At 71.0% G+C, this 21,866-nt stretch carries 21 protein-coding genes; 11 read left to right on the top strand and 10 right to left on the bottom strand.

From position 1 onward, the window contains the following. Positions 1–168: 168 nt before the first annotated feature. Both ACGH7X_RS01420 and ACGH7X_RS01415 read right to left on the bottom strand, forming a co-directional pair. Complete coding sequence (locus ACGH7X_RS01420) at positions 169–663, bottom strand: cupin domain-containing protein (RefSeq protein WP_399880634.1); 495 nt, start codon at positions 661–663, stop codon at positions 169–171. Positions 664–805: 142 nt separating this feature from the next. After that, positions 806–1,519, bottom strand: a complete 714-nt coding sequence (locus tag ACGH7X_RS01415; RefSeq protein WP_399880632.1) for an SDR family oxidoreductase — start codon at positions 1,517–1,519, stop codon at positions 806–808. Positions 1,520–1,633: 114 nt separating this feature from the next. Between ACGH7X_RS01415 and ACGH7X_RS01410 the strand changes: the two genes are divergently transcribed. Further along, positions 1,634–2,242 carry a TetR/AcrR family transcriptional regulator gene (locus ACGH7X_RS01410; protein ID WP_399880629.1) on the top strand — a complete coding sequence of 203 codons (609 nt, stop codon included), beginning with the start codon at positions 1,634–1,636 and terminating at the stop codon, positions 2,240–2,242. Between the two features lie 63 nt (positions 2,243–2,305). Next, positions 2,306–3,007, top strand: a complete 702-nt coding sequence (locus ACGH7X_RS01405) for a 2-phosphosulfolactate phosphatase (protein ID WP_399880626.1) — start codon at positions 2,306–2,308, stop codon at positions 3,005–3,007. Between the two features lie 59 nt (positions 3,008–3,066). Here the strand turns inward: ACGH7X_RS01405 and ACGH7X_RS01400 are convergent, their stop codons facing one another. Next, positions 3,067–3,804 carry an SDR family NAD(P)-dependent oxidoreductase gene (locus ACGH7X_RS01400; protein ID WP_399880623.1) on the bottom strand — a complete coding sequence of 246 codons (738 nt, stop codon included), beginning with the start codon at positions 3,802–3,804 and terminating at the stop codon, positions 3,067–3,069. A 163-nt stretch (positions 3,805–3,967) separates the two neighbouring features. On the opposite strand from ACGH7X_RS01400, the gene ACGH7X_RS01395 reads away from it, so the two are divergent. Further along, positions 3,968–4,609, top strand: a complete 642-nt coding sequence (locus ACGH7X_RS01395) for a TetR/AcrR family transcriptional regulator (RefSeq protein ID WP_399880620.1) — start codon at positions 3,968–3,970, stop codon at positions 4,607–4,609. Positions 4,610–4,671: 62 nt separating this feature from the next. On the opposite strand, the gene ACGH7X_RS01390 is transcribed toward ACGH7X_RS01395, so the two are convergent. Next, positions 4,672–5,940, bottom strand: a complete 1,269-nt coding sequence (locus ACGH7X_RS01390) for an NAD(P)/FAD-dependent oxidoreductase (RefSeq protein WP_399880617.1) — start codon at positions 5,938–5,940, stop codon at positions 4,672–4,674. 172 nt (positions 5,941–6,112) lie between these two features. Between ACGH7X_RS01390 and ACGH7X_RS01385 the strand changes: the two genes are divergently transcribed. After that, the gene (locus tag ACGH7X_RS01385; RefSeq protein ID WP_399880614.1) at positions 6,113–7,327 is read left to right on the top strand and encodes an NAD(P)/FAD-dependent oxidoreductase; all 1,215 of its coding nucleotides are present in this window, start codon (positions 6,113–6,115) and stop codon (positions 7,325–7,327) included. 17 nt (positions 7,328–7,344) lie between these two features. Then, positions 7,345–8,241, top strand: a complete 897-nt coding sequence (locus ACGH7X_RS01380; RefSeq protein ID WP_399880611.1) for an RNA polymerase sigma-70 factor — start codon at positions 7,345–7,347, stop codon at positions 8,239–8,241. Between the two features lie 49 nt (positions 8,242–8,290). Here the strand turns inward: ACGH7X_RS01380 and ACGH7X_RS01375 are convergent, their stop codons facing one another. Continuing rightward, positions 8,291–9,082, bottom strand: a complete 792-nt coding sequence (locus ACGH7X_RS01375; RefSeq protein ID WP_399880608.1) for a GntR family transcriptional regulator — start codon at positions 9,080–9,082, stop codon at positions 8,291–8,293. Between the two features lie 151 nt (positions 9,083–9,233). Here ACGH7X_RS01375 and ACGH7X_RS01370 point away from each other — a divergent pair, with 151 nt between their 5' ends. The 5 genes from ACGH7X_RS01370 to ACGH7X_RS01350 are packed head-to-tail and all read left to right on the top strand — an operon-like array spanning position 9,234 to position 14,622. Beyond that, complete coding sequence (locus tag ACGH7X_RS01370) at positions 9,234–10,526, top strand: D-tagatose-bisphosphate aldolase, class II, non-catalytic subunit (protein ID WP_399880605.1); 1,293 nt, start codon at positions 9,234–9,236, stop codon at positions 10,524–10,526. Then, a complete protein-coding gene (locus ACGH7X_RS01365; RefSeq protein ID WP_399880602.1) occupies positions 10,523–11,695 on the top strand; it encodes an SIS domain-containing protein in 1,173 nt (390 codons plus the stop codon). Before ACGH7X_RS01370 ends, ACGH7X_RS01365 begins: the two co-directional genes overlap by 4 nt. Before the next feature lie 31 nt (positions 11,696–11,726). Beyond that, positions 11,727–12,740 (top strand): N-acetylglucosamine kinase, encoded by a 1,014-nt coding sequence (locus tag ACGH7X_RS01360; protein WP_399880599.1) that lies wholly within the window; start codon positions 11,727–11,729, stop codon positions 12,738–12,740. Then, complete coding sequence (locus tag ACGH7X_RS01355) at positions 12,727–13,653, top strand: DMT family transporter (RefSeq protein WP_399880596.1); 927 nt, start codon at positions 12,727–12,729, stop codon at positions 13,651–13,653. The genes ACGH7X_RS01360 and ACGH7X_RS01355 overlap by 14 nt, the downstream gene beginning before the upstream one ends. A gap of 51 nt (positions 13,654–13,704) precedes the next feature. Next, positions 13,705–14,622 carry a ketose-bisphosphate aldolase gene (locus ACGH7X_RS01350; protein ID WP_399880593.1) on the top strand — a complete coding sequence of 306 codons (918 nt, stop codon included), beginning with the start codon at positions 13,705–13,707 and terminating at the stop codon, positions 14,620–14,622. Here ACGH7X_RS01350 and ACGH7X_RS01345 read toward each other — a convergent pair. Both ACGH7X_RS01345 and ACGH7X_RS01340 read right to left on the bottom strand, forming a co-directional pair. Continuing rightward, the gene (locus ACGH7X_RS01345; protein WP_399880590.1) at positions 14,551–15,879 is read right to left on the bottom strand and encodes an SLC13 family permease; all 1,329 of its coding nucleotides are present in this window, start codon (positions 15,877–15,879) and stop codon (positions 14,551–14,553) included. The two genes, ACGH7X_RS01350 and ACGH7X_RS01345, sit on opposite strands and share 72 nt — an antisense overlap. 15 nt (positions 15,880–15,894) lie before the next feature. Next, positions 15,895–17,076 (bottom strand): CaiB/BaiF CoA transferase family protein, encoded by a 1,182-nt coding sequence (locus tag ACGH7X_RS01340; protein WP_399880587.1) that lies wholly within the window; start codon positions 17,074–17,076, stop codon positions 15,895–15,897. A gap of 131 nt (positions 17,077–17,207) precedes the next feature. On the opposite strand from ACGH7X_RS01340, the gene ACGH7X_RS01335 reads away from it, so the two are divergent. Next, on the top strand, positions 17,208–18,098 hold the full coding sequence (locus ACGH7X_RS01335) for a LysR family transcriptional regulator (RefSeq protein ID WP_399880584.1): 891 nt from the start codon (positions 17,208–17,210) through the stop codon (positions 18,096–18,098). A gap of 58 nt (positions 18,099–18,156) precedes the next feature. Here the strand turns inward: ACGH7X_RS01335 and ACGH7X_RS01330 are convergent, their stop codons facing one another. The 3 genes from ACGH7X_RS01330 to ACGH7X_RS01320 are packed head-to-tail and all read right to left on the bottom strand — an operon-like array spanning position 18,157 to position 21,795. Continuing rightward, positions 18,157–18,948: a copper homeostasis protein CutC gene (locus tag ACGH7X_RS01330; RefSeq protein ID WP_399896697.1), complete on the bottom strand. Its 792-nt coding sequence runs from the start codon at positions 18,946–18,948 to the stop codon at positions 18,157–18,159. Positions 18,949–18,989: 41 nt separating this feature from the next. Next, complete coding sequence (locus tag ACGH7X_RS01325; RefSeq protein WP_399880581.1) at positions 18,990–20,510, bottom strand: M81 family metallopeptidase; 1,521 nt, start codon at positions 20,508–20,510, stop codon at positions 18,990–18,992. A 58-nt stretch (positions 20,511–20,568) separates the two neighbouring features. Beyond that, positions 20,569–21,795: an ROK family protein gene (locus ACGH7X_RS01320; RefSeq protein WP_399880578.1), complete on the bottom strand. Its 1,227-nt coding sequence runs from the start codon at positions 21,793–21,795 to the stop codon at positions 20,569–20,571. Between the last annotated feature and the right edge of the window lie 71 nt (positions 21,796–21,866).

Genomic DNA, 21,866 nt, shown 5'->3' with positions numbered 1-21,866 from the left:
CTCTCGGACCTACTCACGGTGCGGCGCGGATCACCGGCACCGAGTGCCTCTACACCAACAGAGACCGGGCAGGGGTGCCACCTGTGACAGGAGGGGTGGTCGGAACCTCCCGTGGCGCTCGGCTTCGGGATCACCGTGTGCTTTTTTGAGAACGGTGTGTTGCGGCTCCTACTCCACGAAGTACGAGTCGTGCTTGTCGAAGAACGCGGCACGCTCCTCCTCCGAGGCGTGACCCAACCGCGACACCTGCTCGAAGTACTCCTCGCGCGGTGCGCCGGGGGTGAAGAGCAGGAGCATGTCCGCCGGGGCGTCGGAGTCGTTGCGGAAGGCGTGCAGTCCACCCTGGGGCACGTGCAGGAAGTCACCCTTGCGCGCGTCGACCCATTGCACGCCGTCGAACACGCGCACGGTGCCGTCCAGGATGTAGAACGACTCCGAGATCCGCTTGTGGAAGTGTGTCTTGGGGCCGCCCGCCCGGGGTGCCATCTCCACCCGGTACAGCCCGAACTCGCCCCGTGTCGTCTCCGTGGTCGCCAGGTAGTGGGTGGCGTTCTTCCCGTTACCGCTCTCCCCGAGGTTCGGCGGTGTGGTGGCCGGGCGGAAGACGGCGCTGACCTCACCGTCTTCTCCCCAGTACTTCTGCTCCGGGTACGCGTAGGACATGGTGATTCCTTTCCTGGGGCAGACGCGCCGCCGCCGTTCGCCGAAGAGCGGCTCTCTCCACAACCAGACCGATGGACCCTCGTCTCTGTGACAGTGTGACGGTGTGACGGTGTGACGGTGTGGCACCACAGCAGTGTTGTGGTCAGCCGCGGGCGTGGACCCCCATGCCTCCAGAGACGACGAGGTCGTCCCCGGTGATGTAGGCGGCGGCGTCCGAGGCGAGGAAGGCCACGGCTTCGGCGATGTCGGCGGGAGCGCCGGCGCGGCCGAGGGGGACGTCCGCGGCCCAGGCGTCGATCATTTCGTCGGAGATGCCCAACTTGCTGTAGGCAGGGGTGCGGATCAGTCCCGGGCTGACGGCGTTGACGCGGATGCGGCGGGGGGCGAGCTCGAGCGCGAGCGACCGCACGAGGGGCAGCAGAGCGCCCTTGGCGGCCGTCATGGCCGCTCCGAGCCCCTCGCCCGCGCCCACGGTGAACACGACCGACGCGCCCTCGTTGAGGAGTGGAAGTGCCTTCTGCAGGGTGAAGAAGGAGCCCTTTACGTTGATGTCGAACAGGGCGTCGAAGGCGGCTTCGTCCGTTGACTCGATCGGGCCGGGGCGGGAGATGCCCGCGTTCAGGAAGAGCAGGTCGAGGGAGCCGAATTGCCGGCGTGCCCGGTCGATCGCGTGGTCGATGTCCGGCAGGGAGCGTGCGTCGGCCCGGACGGCCGTGACGTCTTCGGGAAGTCCCGCGTCGTCGACGTGGCTGACGCCGGTGACCATGACGCGGTAGCCGCGGGAGTGGAGCAGTTCAGCGGTCGCCCTGCCGATGCCGCTGGTTCCACCGGTGATCAAAGCTGAGGGTGCGGACATGATGCGTTCCTTCGCGTGCTTGTGGGAGGCCTGATGGCAGCCTACGACTACTTGGCAGCGACTGCCAAGTCATGCGTGACTGCCACTCTGGCAGTGCTGGGATACCCTGAGCGCATGAAGCAGGAAGCCAGGACGACGGCGGGTGCGTCGGCCACGCTGTGGGACCGGACGCGGCAGCTGGCCTCCCGGGAGATCCTCGAGACGGCGCTGCGCCTGTTCACCGAGCAGGGCTACGACGAGACGACCGTCGCCCAGATCGCCCGCGAGGCCGGCGTCTCCCAGCGCACCCTCTTCCGCTACTTCGGCACCAAGGAGGACCTCCTCGGCGGCGACCAGGAGCGGTTCGGGCACGTACTGGCACGCACGATCGGCGAACAGCCCGCGCAAGTCGGTGTGTGGGAGGCGCTGCGTGCGGGGATCACCGCCACTACGGCCTTGCACGACAGCCGAGAACAGGCGCTGGAGCGGTTCCGTCTCCTGCACAACACCGCCTCGCTGCGCGCCGGTTGGCTCGAGAAGCGACTGCGCTTCCAGGACGCCCTGCTGCCACTCGTCAAGGAACGCATGGACAGTGCCGCCGACAGCGCGGACGCGAAGGCCCGCGCGGTCATCGCGACGGCGTTCGCGTGCTTGGACGCCGCATCCATGACATGGGTCGACAACGGCGGCAGGGGCGACATCATGGACCTGTACGACGAGTGCCTGGCCGCCGTGCGCGGCTGATTCGACTGTGATGCGCATCTCGCTCCGTGCGCCTGGGGTCGGGCATGCGCGATCATGACGAGAATGGACGCTCGCTTTCTTGGTATCGCTGATCTCGTCGAGGCCCCGTCCGTGGCGGTGGTGGTCGACGTCATGCGCGCCTTCACCGTGGCCGCCTGGGCCTTTTCCCAGGGTGCGGAAAAGATCGTTCTCGCCGAGTCGCTGGACGACGCCCTGGCGCTCAAGGCCCGCCACCCGACTTGGGCCGCGCTCAAGGACGGGCCACCCGCGCCCGGGTTCGACATGGTCAACTCGCCGGGCCGGCTGCGGTCCGTCGACCTTGACGGACGGACCGTCGTGCAGAAGACCACGGCGGGGACGGCCGGCGCCCTCGCGGTCAAGGAGGCGTCGCTGGTGCTGTGCGCCGGCTTCGTAGTGGCGGAGGCGACGGCGCGGCTCCTGCGAACACGCGCGGACGACGGTGTCACGTTCGTGGTCACTGGTGAGGACGGACAGGCCGACGAGGATCTGGCGTGCGCTCAGTACATCGCCCTGAGAGCCACCGAGGAGGGGACGGACCCCGCCGGGTTCCTTCGCCGCGCTGCCTCGTCCCGCGCCGCCGCCGAGCTGACGGGGGGTGTGCGTCAAGGATCCCATCCCGACGACGTGGCACTCTGTCTTGAGCTCGACCGGTTTCCCTTCGCCATGGTGGCGGCCTTGGAAGACTCGCTCATGGTCCTGCGTCCGTGTGCCGCGCCGTCGCCGGCCAACGACCCCTCGAGCTGATCGCAGGCCCGATCAAGTAGCGGACCGTCGGCCCGGGTTGGGGCCCCTGGTGCTTGCTGTCAGCGGGTCTGATCGGTCGGACGGATCAGGATCTCGCCCACGGCCACGTGATCGGGCTGGGTGACGGCGTAGAGGACGGCGGCGGCGATGTCGTCGGGGCCCAGCGTCCGCATGGACTCCGCCATGCTCTTGGCCATCGCCTGGATGGCCGGATCGGTGATGTGGCTGGTCAGCTCGGTCGAGACGAAGCCGGGCTCGATGACGACCACGCGAACTCCCCGCTCGGTGACCTCCTGTCGCAACGCCTCCGAGAAGGCGGTGATCCCGAACTTGGTGGCCGCGTACGCCCCGCTCATCGCCGATGACGTACGGCCCGAGGTCGAGGAGATCTGCACCACGGCACCCTTGGACTCGAGCAGATGGGGCAGCGCCGCATGGACCGTGTACATCGACCCCAGGAGGTTGGTCTCGATCATCCGCGTCCACTCGGTGGTGTCCGCGCCCAGAATGGGACCGCTGAGCATGACGCCCGCGTTGTTCACCACGATGTCGAGTGCGCCGAAACGCTCGACGGTCGCCGCGACGGCGTCCCGCACCGACCGGGGATCGGTGACGTCCATGTCGAGGGCCAGCATGTCTCCGGGCGCGTCCTGAACCAGGGATGCCAGCCGGTCGGCCCTGCGGCCGCCGACGGCCACCTTGGCTCCCGCCTTGGACAGGGCGAGCGCCGTTGCCCGGCCGATGCCCGAAGTGGCGCCGGTGACCAGGGCGACCTTGTTGCTGAGGGTGGTGCTCATTTCTCCTCCGGGGAGTTGCGGCCGTCGGGCGAGCTGTCCTGCCCGAGGCGGGGTGAAGCGCCGGCCCGTAGAAAGTGACCGGGCGGTCATGTTGATGGAGCCTAACACTGAAGATGACCGCGCGGTCATCTTCAGTGTTAGGCTCATGGCGAAATGAGGTGGCATGACTGGCAGAACGACCGCTCCCGGATCCAGGGCGGACATGATGCGCAACAGGCGGCACCTGCTCGCGGCGGCGACCGAGGCGTTCGCCGAGTGTGGGGTGGACGTCTCGATGAGCGAGATCGCCCAGCGGGCGGGTATCGCCAAGGGCACCGTGTTCCGGCACTTCGCCTCGAAGGACGACCTGCTCGCGGCGATCATGTTGCGACTGCTCGAGCGGATCACCGACTCGGCGGCCCGCCTGCGGCAAGCCGATGACGCGGGCGCGGCGCTGCGCGAGTTCATGACCACAGGCGTCGAGGCGCTCGCCGCGGACCGGGCCTTCTGCGAAGTGATCGGACGGCCCTCGTTGCAGCACGCGGAGGTGCGGGACGCGATCGGCCGCCTCTGCGACATCGTGGACGTCCTCACGGACCGCGCGAAGTCGCAGGGACGCGTCCGCGAGGACGTCACCGGGACGGACATCGTGCTGCTTCTCGGGGGGATCCACCAGACAGCACTTCCGCTGCTGGACACCCACCCCCAGATCTGGCGGCGCTACCTCGAGCTGGCGCTCGACGGACTGTGCGGCTCCGGCAGTCGCACCCTGCCGCATCCGCCGCCCGCCCGACTGCGCCTGTCGGCACCCTCCCCGCCGCCCTGACCGGCCGATCGCTCTGTCACGGCTGCCCTGTCACGGCCTCGGAACCGGGCATCCGCACATCGTCAGGCGGAACCCGTGCCCACGGTCGCCGCGTCCGATTCGCGCGTGCCCGCCTTCCTGGCGGCCTCGGCGTTGCTGAACCGTCCCGCGTGCGCGAGGATCGCCTCGGCGTCGTCGAGCGAAGGGTAGATCCACCGGGCGTTGATGTTGTGCTTGAGGATCTTCGCCTCCTTCCCGGTGACGTGAATCGTGCGGTCCCAGCCCTTGCTCTCGACGGCGTTGTCGGGTCCGAGGTCCAGGCAGGTGTTGTAGATGTCCGAGCCGAAGGGCAGCGCCGCGGTGTCGGTCAGGTCCGCCACAACGTTGTGTCCGGCGAACTTGCCCATGGGCTGGGCATGCTGGCAACTCTGCGTGGTGTAGTGGTCGTCCTCGACGAGGACGGCTGCCGTGTCGCCCGCGGCGTAGACGTCCGGCACACCCTTGACCCGCATGTACGCGTCGACGCTCAGCCGGCCGAGCTTGTCGCGGTCGGCCGGGATCTGTGCGGTCAGAGGGCTGGCGATCACACCGGCCGTCCACACGACAGTGGCAGTGGCGATGGTCTCGCCGCCGGAGAGCTCGATGGCGTCGGGCGTGACCGATGCGACGGTGCTTCCAAGGCGTCGCTCGATCTTCAGCCGGTCGACCGAAGCCTCGATGTACGGGCGCGGGCCCGGACCGAGTTCCGGGCCCAGGACGTCCGCCCGGTCGACGAGGACGACCCGTACCTCGTCACCGGCGCCGTGCGGATCGGCGACGGCGTGCAGTCGATCGACCAGTGCGGTGGCGATCTCCAGGCCGGTGAAGCCTGCCCCTACGACGACGGCGGTGTACCGGCCGGCCGCCGTCCTGCGCCGGGGCAGGGACCGGACGTGATGGTCGAGAGCCGATGCCGAGACCAGGGTGTCGACGTCGAACATGTTGTGCGCACCGGGGAACCCTGGGCGCACCAGTCGGCTGCCTGAGGCGAGTACGAGCTTGTCGTAGCCGAGGCGGACGTCCTCGCCGCCTCGGCCGACGGCCTGGACGGTGTGTGCCTCGACGTCTATGCCGGTGACGGTCGCCGTGATCCGGCGGACCCCGATCGGGCCCAGGACTCGATCCAGCGGAACGCGCTTGCTCTGCGGGTCCTCCTCGTAGAGGCGGGGGCGAAGCACGAGATCGTCGCCACCGCTGATCAAGGTGACGTGCATGTCCCGGCCCGCGTGCTTGGCGGCGCGAGCCGCCCGTACGGCGCCTGCGGCGCTCCACACGCCGGCGAAGCCGCCGCCGATCACCACTATGTGTGTCATTTCCATTCCCTCCATGGCGCAGCCTCATCAATACCTGGACACTATGTATCCAGAATATGCGTGTCAAAGTCAATGCTGTGTTCTGGGTCACACGTTGTCACGTTTGGTAGATCGGGTGGTGTCTCAATGTCGACTCGAGAAGCTCGAGAAACTCGAGAAGGAGGAGACAAGCATGGCTAAGAACACTGATGTCCTCGTGGTCGGCGGCGGATACGCCGGGGTGATGGCGGCCAACCGTCTGGCGCGGCGCCAGGACGTGTCGGTGACGCTGATCAACCCGTACCGTGCCTTCGTCGAACGGATCCGCCTCCACCAGCTGGTGGGAGGGTCTGACGACGCGGTGGTCGACTACCGCGAGATCCTGGGCGAGGGTGTCCGGTTGCGGATCGACACAGTGAGCCGGATCGATTCGGCCGAGCACAGCGTGGCGCTGGAGTCGGGTGGCACGGTCGGCTACGACTACCTCGTCTACGCGGTGGGCAGCGGTAGCGCCGAGCCACGCGTACCAGGGGCGGCCGAGTTCGCCTACCCGATCGCCGGCCTGGAGGAGGCGCGGCGGCTGCGTCCGGTTGTCGACGCCGCCACGGCGGCGGCTCCGGTGACCGTGATCGGTGCCGGCCCGACCGGAATCGAGACGGCCTCCGAACTCGCTGGGTCGGGCCGCACGGTGACACTCGTCTGCGGTGGGGTGCTCGGTCCGTATCTGCACCCCGCAGCCCGAAGGGTGCTTGCCAAGCGGCTCGCGAAGCTGGGCGTGACCGTGCTCGACGGCCCGGGCACCACGGTGACGGGCGTGACCCGCGATGCCGTGCTGCTCGGCGACGGTCGTGAACTCGCGAGCGAGGTGACCATCTGGACGGTGGGGTTCGGGGTGCCGGACCTGGCCGTGCGCAGTGGGCTGAGCACCGACGCCGTGGGCCGTCTGCTCACCGACGAGACCCTGACGAGTGTGGACGACGAGCACATCGTCGCGGCCGGCGACTCGGCGGCACCTTCGGACCTGCCGCTGCGGATGAGCTGCCAGGCCGCCATCCCCCTGGGCGCGCGGGCCGCCGACACGGTGCTCAGCAGGATCGCGGGGGAGCAGCCCGGGCCGCTCAACCAGCTCGTCGCCGGCCAGTGCATCAGCCTGGGGCGCCGTGACGGCATCTTCCAGCTCGCCGACAGGGCCGACGTGGCCGTGCGGTTCCACATGGGCGGCCGCCTCGCGGCGACGATCAAGGAATGGGTCTGCGCGGACACGGTCAGGACTTTGACCGGCGAGGCTCGCAAGCCCGGTTCCTACGGCTTCCACCGCATCTCCGGAGGGCCCAAGCGCGGGCGGCAGTTGGAGGCCAGGCGCAGTGAGGTGTCCGGCACCGCGGCCGAAGGGCCGGGCCGACCGTGACAGAGGGGGGCCCTGACATGGGCGACGGGGCCACGAACAGAGCGACCGAGCTGTTCGTCATCCACCGGAACCTGCTCTTCACCGTCGCGTACGAGATGCTCGGATCGGCGGCCGACGCCGAAGACGTACTCCAGGAATGCTGGCTGCGCTGGGTGAAGGTCGACCTGGAACGGGTGCGGGACGAGCGTGCGTACCTGGTCCGGATCACGAGCCGCCAGTCGCTCAACCGGCTGCGTACGATGAGGCGCCGCAAGGAGGACTACGTCGGCCCCTGGCTGCCGGAGCCGTTGCTCACCGCTCCTGACGTGGCCGAGGACGACGGGCTGGCCGAGACCGTGTCGATGGCGCTCATGCTCGTCCTGGAGACGTTGTCGCCCACCGAGCGGGCCGTCTTCGTCCTGCGCGAGGCATTCGACGTGGGCTATGACGAGATCGCCGCCGCCGTCGGGAAGAGCCCTGCCGCCGTGCGCCAGATCGCGCACCGCGCCCGACGGCACGTCGATGCCCGCCGCCCTCGGGTGACAGTCGGCGCGAGGGAGACCCGATTGGTTCTGGAAGCGTTCCGGCGGGCGCTCGCCACCGGCGAGTTGCAGGACCTCCTCGACGTACTGGCCCCCGAGGTCGTTCTGTTGAGCGACGGAGGCGGCGTCAGGGAGGCCGCGCGCAGGCCGGTCGCCGGTGCCGACAAGGTGGCCCGCTTCATCCTCGGCAGTGCGGACCGGACAGAGGGCGTGCTCTCCGCCGACCCCACACTGGTCAACGGCAACCCGGCACTCGTCCTTCGCCTGGACGGCGGGATCGACGGCGTCATGGCGATCCGCGTCGAGGGCGCCCGCATCGCCGGCCTCTACTACGTCCGCAACCCGGAAAAGCTGCGCCGTATGGAGTCCGAGACGCCGCTCACCCGGCGATGAGCGGCGGGTGTCGGCCGGCGGGTGGTGGGAAGCCCCGTCCCTTCCGTCCCTATCCGGTGATGGACGCCCGGAAGTGGTAGCGGTCGCCGCGGTAGATGGCCACGGTGAGTTCCAGGGGCTGCGAATCCTGGTTGAAGGCGAGCTGGGTGGCCACGAGTACCGGGGTGGCGTCCGTGATGTCCAGCAGCGTGCGCTCCTCCTCGGACGGCTGCCGTGCCTCTACGGAGTAGTCGGCGACCCGCGGGAGTTGAGGGGGGTCGGCCCGGCGCAGCGTGGCGAACAGGGAGTGGCGGGAGAAGTCGGTGTGCGCGAGCGGCGGGCAAAGGCCGAGAGGCAGCCGGTTGTGTTCCAGCACGACGACGAGGTCGTCCAGGAAGCGCAGGCGGCGCATCTCGAACAGGTCCGCGCCGGGGCCGACGCGCAGCCGCTCGGACTCCTGGACCGTGGCCGCCCTGACCCGGGAGTACAGGACCTCCGCCCGGATACTGAAGCCGTGCTGTTCGGCGTAGTCGGCGAACCCCTGCACGGTACGGCTCCCCGCCGGCCCCGCGGGATCCCGCGGGGCGGTCACGGCGTGGACACTGCCCGCGGCCAGGAACCAGCCGCGGGCCGGTGACGACTCGATGATGTTGCGCTCCGCCAGCTCGTTGAGCGCCGAGCGCATCGTGACACGCGACACCCCGTAGCGGCCGGCCAGTGTGCGTTCCGAGGGGAGCCGGTCCCCCGGCTTGGCACCGTTCGCGGAGATGTCGTCCAGCAGACGTCCGGCGACCTGGGTGTACAGCGGCAGGGCGTCGCCGCCGAGCAGTCCCTGGGGGAGGAGGGAGTCCGATGCAGGCATACCGGAAGCATGCCAGAACTTGGCAGACCAGTTCAATACCAAAAGAAGACCATTGACTGCCACCAATGAGGCCAGTATCGTCCCAGGTGAGTTTCCGCGCTATTGGCGTAAATCGCTCCAATAGCCTCTTTGTGACTTCCTGGAGCAAGACATGCGTGTTCCCTTGGACGATCTGGTGCGACGCCAGAAGGACGGTGAACCGCGGGGGATCACCTCGGTCTGCTCGGCTCATCCGCTGGTGATCGAGGCGGCCGCGCTCCAGGCGTTGGCCTCCGGGGGACAGCTCCTGGTGGAGGCGACCTCCAACCAGGTGGACCAGTACGGTGGTTACACCGGTATGCGACCGGACGACTTCCGCTCGCTGGTGCACGACACCGCCGCACGCCACGGCCTCCCGTCGGACCGGGTGATCCTCGGCGGCGACCATCTCGGCCCCAACCGGTGGCGGGGGCGGCCCCCGCACGAGGCCATGGCCGAGGCGGAGGACCTGGTGGCGGCCTACGTCCGGGCCGGCTTCACCAAGATCCACCTGGACTGCAGCTTCTCGTGCGCCGGTGATCCCGAGACGTTGGACGACGACGTCGTCGCCGAGCGTGCCGCCCGGCTGGTGCGGGCCGCCGAGACGGCCGCCGGCGAGGGCGCCCACCGGATCCGCTATGTCATCGGCACCGAGGTCCCGGTGCCGGGCGGCGCCCACGAGACCCTCGACGGCGTCCGTCCCACCACCGCCCCGGCGGCCCGGCTGACACTCAAGCGCCACCACGAGGCGTTCGCCGCTCACGGGCTGAACGCCGTCTGGCCCCGAGTGATGGCCCTGGTGGTCCAGCCGGGAGTCGAGTTCGACCACGTCCAGGTGGTCGGCTACCGCCGGAACCGGACCGAGGAGCTACGCGCAGTGCTCGACACCGAGCCCGGCATGGTCTTCGAGGCGCACTCCACGGACTACCAGACCCCCGAGGCACTGGCCGCCCTGGTCGAGGACCACTGGGCCGTGCTCAAGGTCGGCCCCGGCCTGACCTTCGCGTTGCGCGAGGCGCTGTACGCGCTGGCGGCCATCGAGGACGAACTGGTGCCGGCCGCGCGGCGCTCCCGGCTCCCCGAGGTGGTCGACCGCCGGATGCGTGCCCAACCCTCCTGGTGGCAGGGCTACTACGAGGGAGGGGAGGAACGGGAGCGCCTCGCACGCACCTACAGCTACAGCGACCGCGTGCGCTACTACTGGCCCGACGCCGAGATCGACGCGGCCGTGACCCGGCTCTTCGAGAACCTCACCGCCTCCGGTGTCCCGCTTCCCCTCCTCAGCGCCCATCTCCCCGACCAGTACCGGCGGGTGCGCGACGGCCGGCTCGCCGCGGACCCGCGGGCGCTGACCACCGACCGGATCCGCGACGTCCTGCGCGACTACGACAACGCCTGCCGCACTTCTGACAAGGGATACGTGTGAACACCTTCCTCAACGCCCTGTCCCACGACGGCGGCGCCGACCACACAGTCGCCGAGATCGGCCAGCAGCCCCGCCTGTGGCGCGAGGTCGGCCGGATCATGGAGGAGGGCCGGGACGCGCTGGACGCCTTCCTGGCCCCGCTTCTCGCCCGGCAGGACCTGCGGATCATCCTCACCGGGGCCGGGACGTCCGCCTTCGCCGGCCGGATCGCCCGCGGGGAGCTCGCCCGTCGCACGGGCCGTCGCGTCGACGCCATAGCCACCACCGACATCGTCGCCGACCCCTACGGCAGTCTCGACGCGGACGTCCCCACGCTGCTGGTGTCCTTCGCCCGCTCCGGAGACAGCCCCGAGAGTGTCGCCGCGACCGAGTTCGCCGACCGCTGCCTGAGCCGGGTGAGTCACCTGGTCATCACCTGCAACAGCGAGGGCCGACTGGCCCGCGAGCACTCCGGCCGTGCCGCTTCCCACGTCCTGCTCATGCCGGACGGCGCGAACGACCGGGGCTTCGCCATGACGTCCAGTTTCACCTGCATGCTGCTCGCGGCCCTGCTGGCCTTCACCGCCGCCGACGGCCCGGTGGACGTCCTCCCCGTGGCCGAGGCCGCCGAACACCTCACCACCGGCGGCCTGGACGACCGTATCGGCACCCTCCTCGCGAGCAAGCCCGAACGCCTGGTCTTCCTCGGCAGCGGCGCGCTCAAGGGGCTGGCCGAGGAGTCCGCGCTGAAGCTGCTGGAACTGACCGGCGGCGCCGTCGTCGCGACGGCCGACTCCGCGCTCGGATTCCGGCACGGACCCAAGGCCGTGCTCAACGACCGTACGGCCGTTGTGCTGTACATCTCGAACGACCCCTACACCCGCGCCTACGACCTGGACATCCTCGCCGAACTGCGCTCCGCACTGCCGCAGGGCAGCGTCGTCGCCGTCGCGGGCCGGCCGGACGGGCTGCCGCAGTCGGACGGAACCTGGCTCGTGCCCGGGCTCCAGGAAGCCGACGACGCGGTCCTCGCGCTGCCGGCCGTGGTGTGCGCCCAGCTCATCGCCCTGCGCTCCTCCGTCGAACACGGCATCCGGCCCGACAATCCCTTCCCGTCGGGCGAGGTCAACCGAGTGGTGCAGGGCGTGACCGTACACGCGCTGCCCCAGCAGCACAGCCACGGCGCCTGACAGCGGCGTCCGAGACGACGGAGGAGAAACAATGATGTTTCTGGGTGTGGACGGGGGAGGCACCAAGACCGCCTTCTGCCTGATCGACGGCACCGGTGAGGTGCTGGCCCGGACCGTGGGCGACGGTGCCTACTACTTCGCCGACAACGGCACCGGCGGAGTCGACCACGTCGTGCGGGTACTGGAGAAGGGCATCGCCGCCCTGTGCGACCAGGCGGGCATCGTCCCCGCGGACATCGACCACTCCTTCCTGGGCCTGCCCGGCTACGGCGAGGCGCCCGGCGACGTGGCCGCCCTGGACGCCGCGCCCCGCGGCATCCTGGGCAACGGCCGCTACGCCTGCGACAACGACATGATCTGCGGCTGGGCCGGCTCACTCGGTGCCGCCGACGGCATCAACGTCATCAGCGGTACCGGGTCCATGGTGTACGGGGAACGGGACGGCACCGGCGTCCGCGTCGGCGGCTGGAGCGAACTGTTCAGCGACGAGGGCTCCGCCTACTGGATCGCCGCCCGCGCCCTGAACGCCTTCTCGCGCATGAGCGACGGCAGGCTCACCGAGGGGCCGCTGGCCGAGGTGTTGCGCCGGCATCTGGGGCTGACGACGGACCTCGAGATCATCGACGTCGTCCTCAACCGTCTGAAGGGCCACCGCACCGACATCGCCGCGCTGAGCGTCCGGGTCTCCGAAGCCGCCGAACTGGGCGACGGGCAGGCCACCGTCATCCTCACGGACGCGGGCCGGGAACTGGCCCAACTGGTCGACACCGCACGCGGCCGCCTCGGCTTCGGCCCGGACGCGACCGTCCCCGTGTCCTACTCCGGCGGCGTCTTCGCGTCCACCACCGTACGGCGGGCCTTCACCGAAGAGCTGCGTCGCCATGAGGCCGCGTACGACCTGCGCCGGCCGCTCTTCGAGCCGGTGGTCGGAGCCGCGCTCTACGCCGCGAAACTGGCCGGCGCCCCGCTCGGCGCCACGGCACTGTCCACCCTGCGCCCAGGCGCGGGAACCGTCCTTACGGAGAACCGCCATGACCGTCCGTAACAACAGGAGCTGGATAGTCTACGCAGGCTTGCTGGTGCTCTTCTGGGGTGTCTGGGGAGCGACCTCGAGCCAGCCCGTCGAGCGGTACGGCTATCCGGACGAGATGATCTACATCATCTGGGCCTTCACCATGCTCGTCCCCGCGGGCTTCGCGCTGCGCCGGGAGCGGTTCGACCGCCGGCCGGTCGCCGCCGGGTACGGCCTGCTGGCCGGCCTCACCGGCGCGGGCGGTCAACTCCTCCTCTTCCAGGCGCTGGCCGACGGTCCCGCGTACCTGATCTTCCCCGTCGTCTCGCTCTCCCCGGTCATCACCGTGCTCATGGCGGTCGCCCTGCTGCGGGAGCGGATCGCGAGGCTCGCCGTCGCCGGCGTGATCGCGGCGCTGGCCGCCATCGTGCTGCTCAGCATCCCCGCGGGAGCCGGCGGCGACGTCGACACCGGCTCCTGGATGGTGCTCGCCGTGCTGATCTGCGTGGCCTGGGGCGCCCAGGCGTTCTTCATGCGCAAGGCGGCACTGGCCGGCGTCAACGACGCGACGACCTTCGGCTGGATGACGATCAGCGGTCTGGCTCTGGTACCGGTCGCCTTCCTGATGATGGGCGGCATGCCCTCAGCCCCCTGGCAGGCACCCGTGATCACGGCCGGCACGCAGGTGCTCAACGCCGTGGGCGCGCTGTTCCTGGTCATGGCGCTCAGCCGGGGCAAGGCAAGCGTCGTGGCGCCCATCACCAACGCGCTGGCGCCCGTCCTGACGATCGTGCTCTCCCTGGCGATCTACCAGACCCTGCCCACCGTGTGGGGGACGATCGGCATCGTGCTCGCCCTCGGCGGCTCCACGCTCATGGTCTACAGCGACGAGAAGCGCGACGAGGACACCGTGGCCCCGGGCGCCTCCGCCGACGCGCCCCTGTGACGCCCGACAGGCCCCGACCTCCGCACACACACCAAGAGGAACACCGAACCGATGCCACTGGTCCCCACAGCAGATCTGGTCGCCCGGGCCGCCGCCGCCCGGGGGTGCGTCGCGGCCTTCAACGTCATCACGCTGGAGCACGCCGAAGCCATCGCCCGCGGCGCCGAGGAGGCCGGGCGTCCGGCGATCCTCCAGATCAGCGAGAACGCGGTGCGCTACCACGGCGGCCGCATCGCCCCACTCGCCGCGGCGAGTGCCGCCGTCGCCGAGGCGAGCGACGTGGACCTCTCCCTCCACCTGGACCACGCCACCGACCCGCAGCTGGTACGGCAGGCCGCCGACACCGGATTCTCCTCGGCGATGTTCGACGCGGGCGCACTGCCGCACGCCGAGAACATCACCGCGACGGCTGCCACGGCCGCCTGGGCCCACGGTGCGGGCCTGTGGCTGGAGGCCGAACTCGGCTACGTCGGCGGCAAACCGGACGCCCCCGCGAGCGCCCACGCCGACGGCGTACGAACCGACCCCGCCGAGGCCCTCGACTTCGTCAACCGCACCGGCGTCGACGCGCTCGCGGTAGCCGTCGGAAGCAGCCACGCCATGACGCGGCGCACCGCCGCCCTCGACCACGCGCTCATCGCACGGCTGCGCCGCACCGTGCCGGTTCCGCTGGTGCTGCACGGATCCTCGGGCGTGCCCGACGAGGAACTGGGCGCCGCGGTCCGGGCCGGCATGGTGAAGATCAATTTCGGTACGGCGCTCAACATCGCGTTCACCCGCACGGTCCGCGCCGTCCTGTCCGAGCAGCCCGTCCAGGTCGACCCCCGCACCTACCTGGGAGCGGCGCGCGCGTCGGTGGCCGACACCGTACGGGATCTGCTGACCCGCCTCGCCGCGTCACCACCAGCCGAAGGCGACACAGGCCAGCGCGGGTCCGACCACCACCGAGACGGCTCCGTAGGCCAGTAGGTGACGGAAGAGCCCCGGGCGGTCGTCGGGCTCCGCCGCGCCGAGGATCAGGCCACCGGTGATGCCCAGCGGGTTGATGTCGACCAGGATCGACGCCAGCGCGACCGCGAGCACCGTGCCGACCGGTGAGGCGCCCTCGGCGACCACGGCGGGAACCAGCGGCATCGTGGTCGCGAAGACGGCGATGGAACTCGCCGCGAACGACGTGATGCCGGCGATGTAGCAGATGACCAGCAGACTCAGCATCGGCGAACCCTCGACCCGTAGCAGGTCGCTGATCCGCGTGAAGGCGCCCATGTCCTGCATGAGGCCGACGTAGGTGAGCAGCCCACCGATGAGCAGCACGATGTTCCAGGGGATCCGGGCGATGATGTCGCTCGGCTCCAGCCGGAAGGCGAGCTGCTGGACCACTGCCGCGGTGAGTCCCAGGTAGCCGATGTTCGCGTCGAAGCCGACCGAGAGCACCACCACGGCGGTCAGACACGTGAGTGTGAGGACGCGCACGGCCCTCGACGCCACCGCGCGTTCGGTGGTCCCCGGCTCCGCTCCCGGCCCCGTCCCCGTTCCGGTCGCCCGTTCCGCACCGGATCCGGCGACCGCGGGGGCGGCGGAGCCGTCCGGCGTCGTGGGTGCGATGCGCCCCCGCGGTACGGCGCCGGTGCGCAGCCCGACGAGGAGACAGCCGGTCGCGACGGCCAGACCGGCCACCAGCCCACCGAGGAAGAAGCTGACCGGGGCGGAGTCGGGCAGGCCGATCCCCAGCTTGTCGCCGAGTTGGCGTGCGCTCGTGCCGTAGACGGCCAGCGGTGACAGAAGCCCGCTGATGATGCCGGTGATACCGAGTACGGCCGCGACGAGCGGGGAGATCCCGTAGCGCGCGGCGAGTCCGAGCGCGATGGGCGCGACGATGGCGGTGGCGGCCGCCGGGAGCGTGCCGATCGCCGTCAGCACGGCGCCGGTGAGGAACGGGATCAGGGCGACCAGCACCACGCGCCCGCCCACCAGACGGAGCATGCCGTCGAGCAACCAGTCGAGTGTGCCGTTGAGTTGGGCGACTGCGAACAGGGCCGTGATCCCGACGATCAGGACGAAGAAGTCGGACGGGAAGAACGCCGTGACCTCGTCGGCGGTGCGGTCGGCGGCGAAGCCGACCAGGAACGCGGCGGGCAGGGCCGCCAGGCCCAGGTTGAACCTCGGGGCGAGGGTCGCCGCGAAGAGGGCGACGAGAACGACGACGGAGACGTCGGCCATGGACATCTGCGGTTCCTCGATTCAGATGACGCCGCGGTCGGCGAGGCCGTCGATGGTGGTGGGGGCGAGACCGAGGTCGCGCAGCACGGCGACCGTGTGCTCGCCCAGGCGCGGGGCGCCGTGGCCGACGGCCTGCTCGAATCCGGAGAACTTCCCGGCGGATCCCTGAACCAGGCGGGTGCGGCCGTCGTGCTCGGTCGCCACCTCGACCACCGAACCGCGAGCCCGGACATGAGGGTCGGCGCAGATGTCGGCGGCCGTGTTCACCGGCCCGTGGGCCACCCCGGCCCGCTCGAGGCGTTTGCTCAGGGGATCGAGGTCGTGAGCGGCCACGAAGTCCGCCACCCGGCCCTCGATCTCCGCCCGGTGCTCGATCCGGGTCGTCATGGAGTCGTAGGCGGCGAGTTCCGGTGCCTCCATCGCGGCGACCAGCCGACGCCACATCTGGTCGGTCGACGCCGGAAGCGCCAGCCAGCGCCCGTCGCGGGTCCGGTAGAGGTTGTTGGGGCTGATGTGGGGGTTTTCGTTGCCCTGGCGCTCGCGGACCTCACCGGTCGTGTCGTAGTCGACGATGAAGTCCTCCATCATCCGCAGCAGGGGCTCGTACAGGCCGATGTCGGCCAGTTGGGGTTCGCCGGTCAAGTCCCGCTGACGCAGCGCCAGCAACGCGGCGAAGGCGGCGTAGATGCCGGTGACGCCGTCGGCGACCGGGTAGCCGGAGAACACCGGCGGGCCGTCGGGGAAGCCCGTCCGGTGGGTCAGTCCGGCGAAGGCCTCCGCGACGCGGGCGAAGCCGGGGCGGTCGGCGTACGGGCCGGTGCGCCCGAAGGCGCTGACGTGCACCATCACGAGGTCGGGCCGGTGGGCGACGAGGTCGTCGAAGTCGATGGAGAAGCGCTTCAGGGTGGCCGGCCTGAAGTTGGTGACCACGATGTCGGCCGTCGCCGCGAGCCGTCCGACCAGGGCCGCGGCTTCCGGATGGTGCAGGTCGACGGTCACGCTCGACTTGTTCCGGCCGACAACGGCCCACGCCGCGGACTCGCCGCCCTCCAGCGGAGGGTAGCCGCGCGCCGGGTCCCCGGTCCCCGGCTGCTCGACCTTGATCACCTCCGCGCCGAACTCACCGAGCAGGGAAGAGGCCAAAGGACCGGCGAGAACCGTCGAGAGGTCGAGTACACGCACACCGCTGAGTGGCCCAGACACGGAATTTCCTTTCACGGGTACCGGAACGTCACGGTCAACCGTGACCGGCGTCACGATGTCGCGGCAGGTCCGCCCGCGGGAAGACGCCGATCCCTGGAAGTGGTGAAAGGGATTGGCTATAACATGCGCGGATGCGAGTCGAACGGGCCCGCTACTTCCTCGCCGCGGTGAGTACGGGATCCCTGCGGGCGGCGGCGGTGGCGTGCGGAGTCAGCCAGCCCACCATCGGACAGCAGCTCACCCTGCTCGAGGAGGAGTTGGACGCGGTGCTGCTGACCCGCAGCCGACAGGGTGTGCGTGCGACACCCGCCGGTGAGGCGCTGGTCGGTCCGCTCAGCCGTCTCGTGGCGGCCGAGGACGCCGTGCGGGAAGCGGCGCTGGCGTCCAACGGGACGTATCAGGGGCGGGTGGCCATCGGCGGTGGATCGGTGACCGTCGAGACCATCGTCGCCCCCGTCGTGGGCCGACTGCTCACCGACCATCCGGGCCTGCGGTTCTCGGTGCGCGAGGGCTCGTCCGTCGACATCGAACGCGCGGTGACGGCCGGGGACCTGGACCTCGCCGTGGTCACGACGCCGAACCGTCCGGCGCCGGGCGGCCTCACCCGGCGCCGCATCCTCACCGCGCCGTTGGGCGTCCACACCCGCGCCGACCACCCGCTCGCCGTCCGGCGCGAGGTCACCTGGGAGGAACTCGGCCAGTGGCCGATCGTCACCATGCGCCCGGGCACCGTCCTGCACCAGCGGCTGCGCGAGCGCCTCCCGGACGCCGAGGCGACGGTCGAGGCGATGTCGGCCCGCACGGTTCAGACGATGGTCTCCCAGGGCGCCGGCGTCGGACTTCTCGCCCGCTTCGACGCCCGGGAGTCCGTGACCGGCCTCGTGTGGCTGCCACTGGCGGACGCCGATCCGGTCGAGGTCAGCCTGGTCCAGCGCGCCGACAGCCAACCGTCGCGATCCTCGGTCGTGGTCCGCCGGTTGATCGGCGCACGTGCCGACGAACTGGCGGACCACTCCCGCTGAGCTGCCGGCGCCCGCACATCCCGTCACCCGGACCGCGCCGGCATTCGTACGGTCGCGGTCATGCTTCGTCCAGTGCCCGCCGGGCCGCGGCCACCACCTCGGGGTCGGTGACGAAGTGGGTGTCCTGGTGGGCGGAGGCTCCCGAGGCCCCGAGGGGTACCCACGTACCGCCGCGGCGGGGCTCGGCCCGGGTCTTGGCCGAGAGGTGCACCGCGGCGACCCCCGCCGCCACCAGAGCGGGGATGTCGTCGACGCGTACGCCGCCGCCCGCCATGACCTGTACGTCGGGCGCGGCCGCCACCATGGCGGCCAGCGTAGCCAGCCCTCCGGCCGCGCCGGCCGCGCCGCCGGAGCTGAGGACCCTGGTGACACCGAGCGAGGCGAGCACCGCCGCGGTGGCGACCGGGTCGGCGGACTGGTCGACCGCACGGTGCAGCGTGACGTCCACGGAGCGTCCCTGCTCCCGTGCAAGGTCGTGGGCGGCGTCCGCCAGCCGGGTGACCGCGTCGGTGTCCAGTGCCCCTTCGGCGGTCAGCGCCCCGACGACCACGCCCGAGGCGCCGGACGCGACGACCGAGCGCACCTCGGCGACCATCAGGGCGACCTCCTCGGCGTCGTGCACGAAGTCGCCGGGACGGCACCGCACCAGGGCCTGCACCGGCAGCCCGACGGCGGCGACCGCCTCCACCGAGGCCGCCGACGGGGTCAGGCCGCCCAGTTCGAGCGCGGTGCACAGTTCGACCCGGTCCGCGCCGTGGTCGCGGGCGGCACGGGCCCCGGCCGGAGAGGTGACGGCGATCTCGAGGGTGGCTCCCGGTGTACCGGCGCTGCCCCGAAGGCCGTACGGCATGTCGGGCCGGTCCGGGCGGACGGCGTGGGCGCCGCGTCCGGTCATTCGTCGTCCCCGGTGAGCGGCCGGTCGGAGGCCGGGATGATCCGTGCCGTCAGGTCCGGGTCGGCCATGTCGCGGTCGAAGGGGAACGCGGGCCGGCGGATGCGGTGGTGGCCCAGTCGCACCAGGTCCTGGTCGACACCGCCTGGTGTGAGGGCCATCTTCCACCCGGCGGCCATGTCGAACAGCTCCGGCTCCAGATAGCCGATCTTCACGATGACGACGTCGGCGGAGCGCGGGTCGAGGTCCAGGTCGGTGAAGTCGTGCTCGTGGTGGTAGGGCTTGCGCAGCCGGGTGAGGACGGCGTGCACGCCACCGACGCGGATCACCACCTCGGTCTCGGCGTCGCGGTCGCCGTGCCGGACGGCGTGCACCACGCCGGTGAGCGTGACGGGGCCGGAGTGCCGGCCGTCCACCTCGGCCCCGGCCGTGACGGTCACGGTGGCCCCCACGCCGGCGGCGACCGCGGTTTCGACGGCCTCGGGGCCCGGCACCGAGGCGTACAGGACGGTCGGGCCGTCGTCCTTCTGGAACTCCGGGCGCTCCAGCAAGCGGGTCAGGCCCCAGGTGACGTCCCCGGCGCCGCCGGCGGTGGGGTTGTCGCCGGTGTCGCTGATGAAGTACGGCCGGTGCGACGAGCGCAGGGCCTCGTCGAGGAGGTCGTCGAAGGTGCCGGTCGGAGCGACGAAGCCGAAGTCGTGACGGGCCTGCCAGAAACCGCGTGCGAGGCGTTCCGCGCCCGCCGACACGGCGTCCCGGTCGGGGCCGGTGACGACGACGGCGGCGCGGTTGCGCGGTTCGTCGGCCCAGGCGTAGCCGACCCATATCGCCGCGTCGGTCACCCCCTCCAGGGCCTCGACCTCGTCGACCGCCGCATACACGCTCCTGGCGGGCTCGATCCGGGTGGAGGTCTGTTCTCCCGCCAGCAGCACCGGGACCGGCACCCACGCCTTGACCGGGCGGGGGGCGCCGGAGGCGAGCAGGCCGACCAGATTGCGGACGGCACGCTCCTTGGTCTCCATGTGGTCCTCGTGCGGGGCCATCCGGTAACACGTGATGAGGTCGCTGCGGTGGGCGAGTTCGCGGGAGACGTTGCCGTGCAGGTCCATCGAGGTGGAGACGATCACGTCCGGGCCGACGGTGGCACGGACGCGTTCCAGCAGGACGGCCTCGGCGTCCTCGATGCCCTCCACCGTCATCGCGCCGTGGATGTCGTACCAGAGACCGTCGAGCCGGGGCAGTGCGGCGAGGCGGTCGACGAGTTCGTCGGTGAGGGCGGACCACGCGGCGGCGGTGACCATGCCGCCGGGCAGCGACTTGCCCACCAGGGCGCCGTGCCAGTCGGCGGCCTCACGCAGGTCCTGGCCGGGGGAGAGGAAGGGGTAGCGGTCGAGCACGTCGGCGCCGCGCGAGGGGTGGAAGGCGGCGGCCTCGGTGCGGGCCGGCGAGAAGGTGGACGACTCGATGCCGAGCCCGGCAATGGCGATGACCGGGCGGATGGCGGTGCGGGAATGCGGCATGGCTCCTCGTCGGTGTGCGGTGCGTCAGGGGTGCGGTGCGCGGCGGGCGTTCGACGCGTCAGGGAGTGCGGTGTGTGCCGAGGGACTCGGTGGCGGCCCCGGCGCCGCCGATGGCGCGCAGAGCGTGGGCCATGGCGCGTTGCAGGGCGAACTGTCCGGCTCCCACGACCCCGGCGTCGGCGCCGAGTTGGGCCCGTTCGATGGTGAGGTGCTCCGTGACCAGCGGGTGGCAGCTCTCGTAGAGCTGGCTGCGGACCGCGGCGACGAAGGGTTCGAGGGTGGACAGGATGCCGCCGAGGTAGACGGCGTCCGGGTTGAAGAAGTTGACGTTGGCGGCCAGGACCTGCCCGAGACGGTCTCCGGCGCGGCGGACCGCGCGGGTCGCCTCGGGGTCCGCGTCGGCGGCGAGACGCACGACGTCCTCGGGGCTGCTGACGTCGACCCCGCGCTCGCGCAGGATGCGGACCAGGGCCGCGCCGGAGGCCACGGTCTCCAGGCAGCCCGTGTTGCCGCACGAGCACGGGATGTCGGCGGCGCCCTCGATCCGGATGTGGGTGATGTCGCCGGCGGCGCCGGTCGCGCCGCGGTAGAGGCGGCCGTCGAGGATGACGCCGGCGCCGATCGCCGAGCCGATCTTCACCATGATCGACTGCCGGTGTTCGGTGGGCCGTACCGCGTGTTCGCCCATCGCCATGCAGTTGGCGTCGTTCTCCACCGCGGTCGGGAGGCCGAAGCGCTCCTCGAGCCAGGCGGCGACCGGGAAGCGGTTCCACCCGGGCATGCGCGACGGAAGGACGACGCATCCGGATTCGACGTCGACCGGCCCCGGAAGCGAGAGGCCCACCCCGCGCAGTCGCTCGCGCCCGCGTTCCGCGGCCAGGGCCTCCATGGTCTCGGCGAGCCGCGGCAGCGTCTCCTCGGGCCCGTCGGCGATGACGAGCGGGATGGTGGACACCTTGTCCAGTCCGCCGCCGGGCAGCACCAGGCCGATGCGCGCGTGCCGGCCGCCGAGGTCGGCGGCGACGGCGAACTCGTCGGTGCCGCCGAGCCGCAGAACCTTGCGAGGTCGCCCGCCGGTGGACGACTGGGTGCCTTCCTCGGCGATCAGCCCACGCTCCACGAGCTGCCCCACGGTGAGGGAGATGGTGGAGGGGGCGGCGCCGAGCAGGGCGGCGAGTTCGGCGCGTGACGAAGCCTGGCCCGAGGCCACGAGTTCCAGGACCCGGGCGGCGAGAGAGGAGGCCCCCCTCGCCGGCTTCCGATTACGCGCACTTATTTCAGTCATGTACGAAGTAACTTCCGCAACGGTGGATTTGACGAAGACAGTACGCCCGCACGGCGCGGACGTGAACCGCT

It is taken from the genome of Streptomyces sp. BBFR51, assembly GCF_044591655.1.
Classification (GTDB): Bacteria; Actinomycetota; Actinomycetes; order Streptomycetales; family Streptomycetaceae; genus Streptomyces.
The sequence above is the reverse complement of the archived record's forward strand: the minus strand, read 5'-3'. Positions and strand labels throughout refer to the sequence as shown.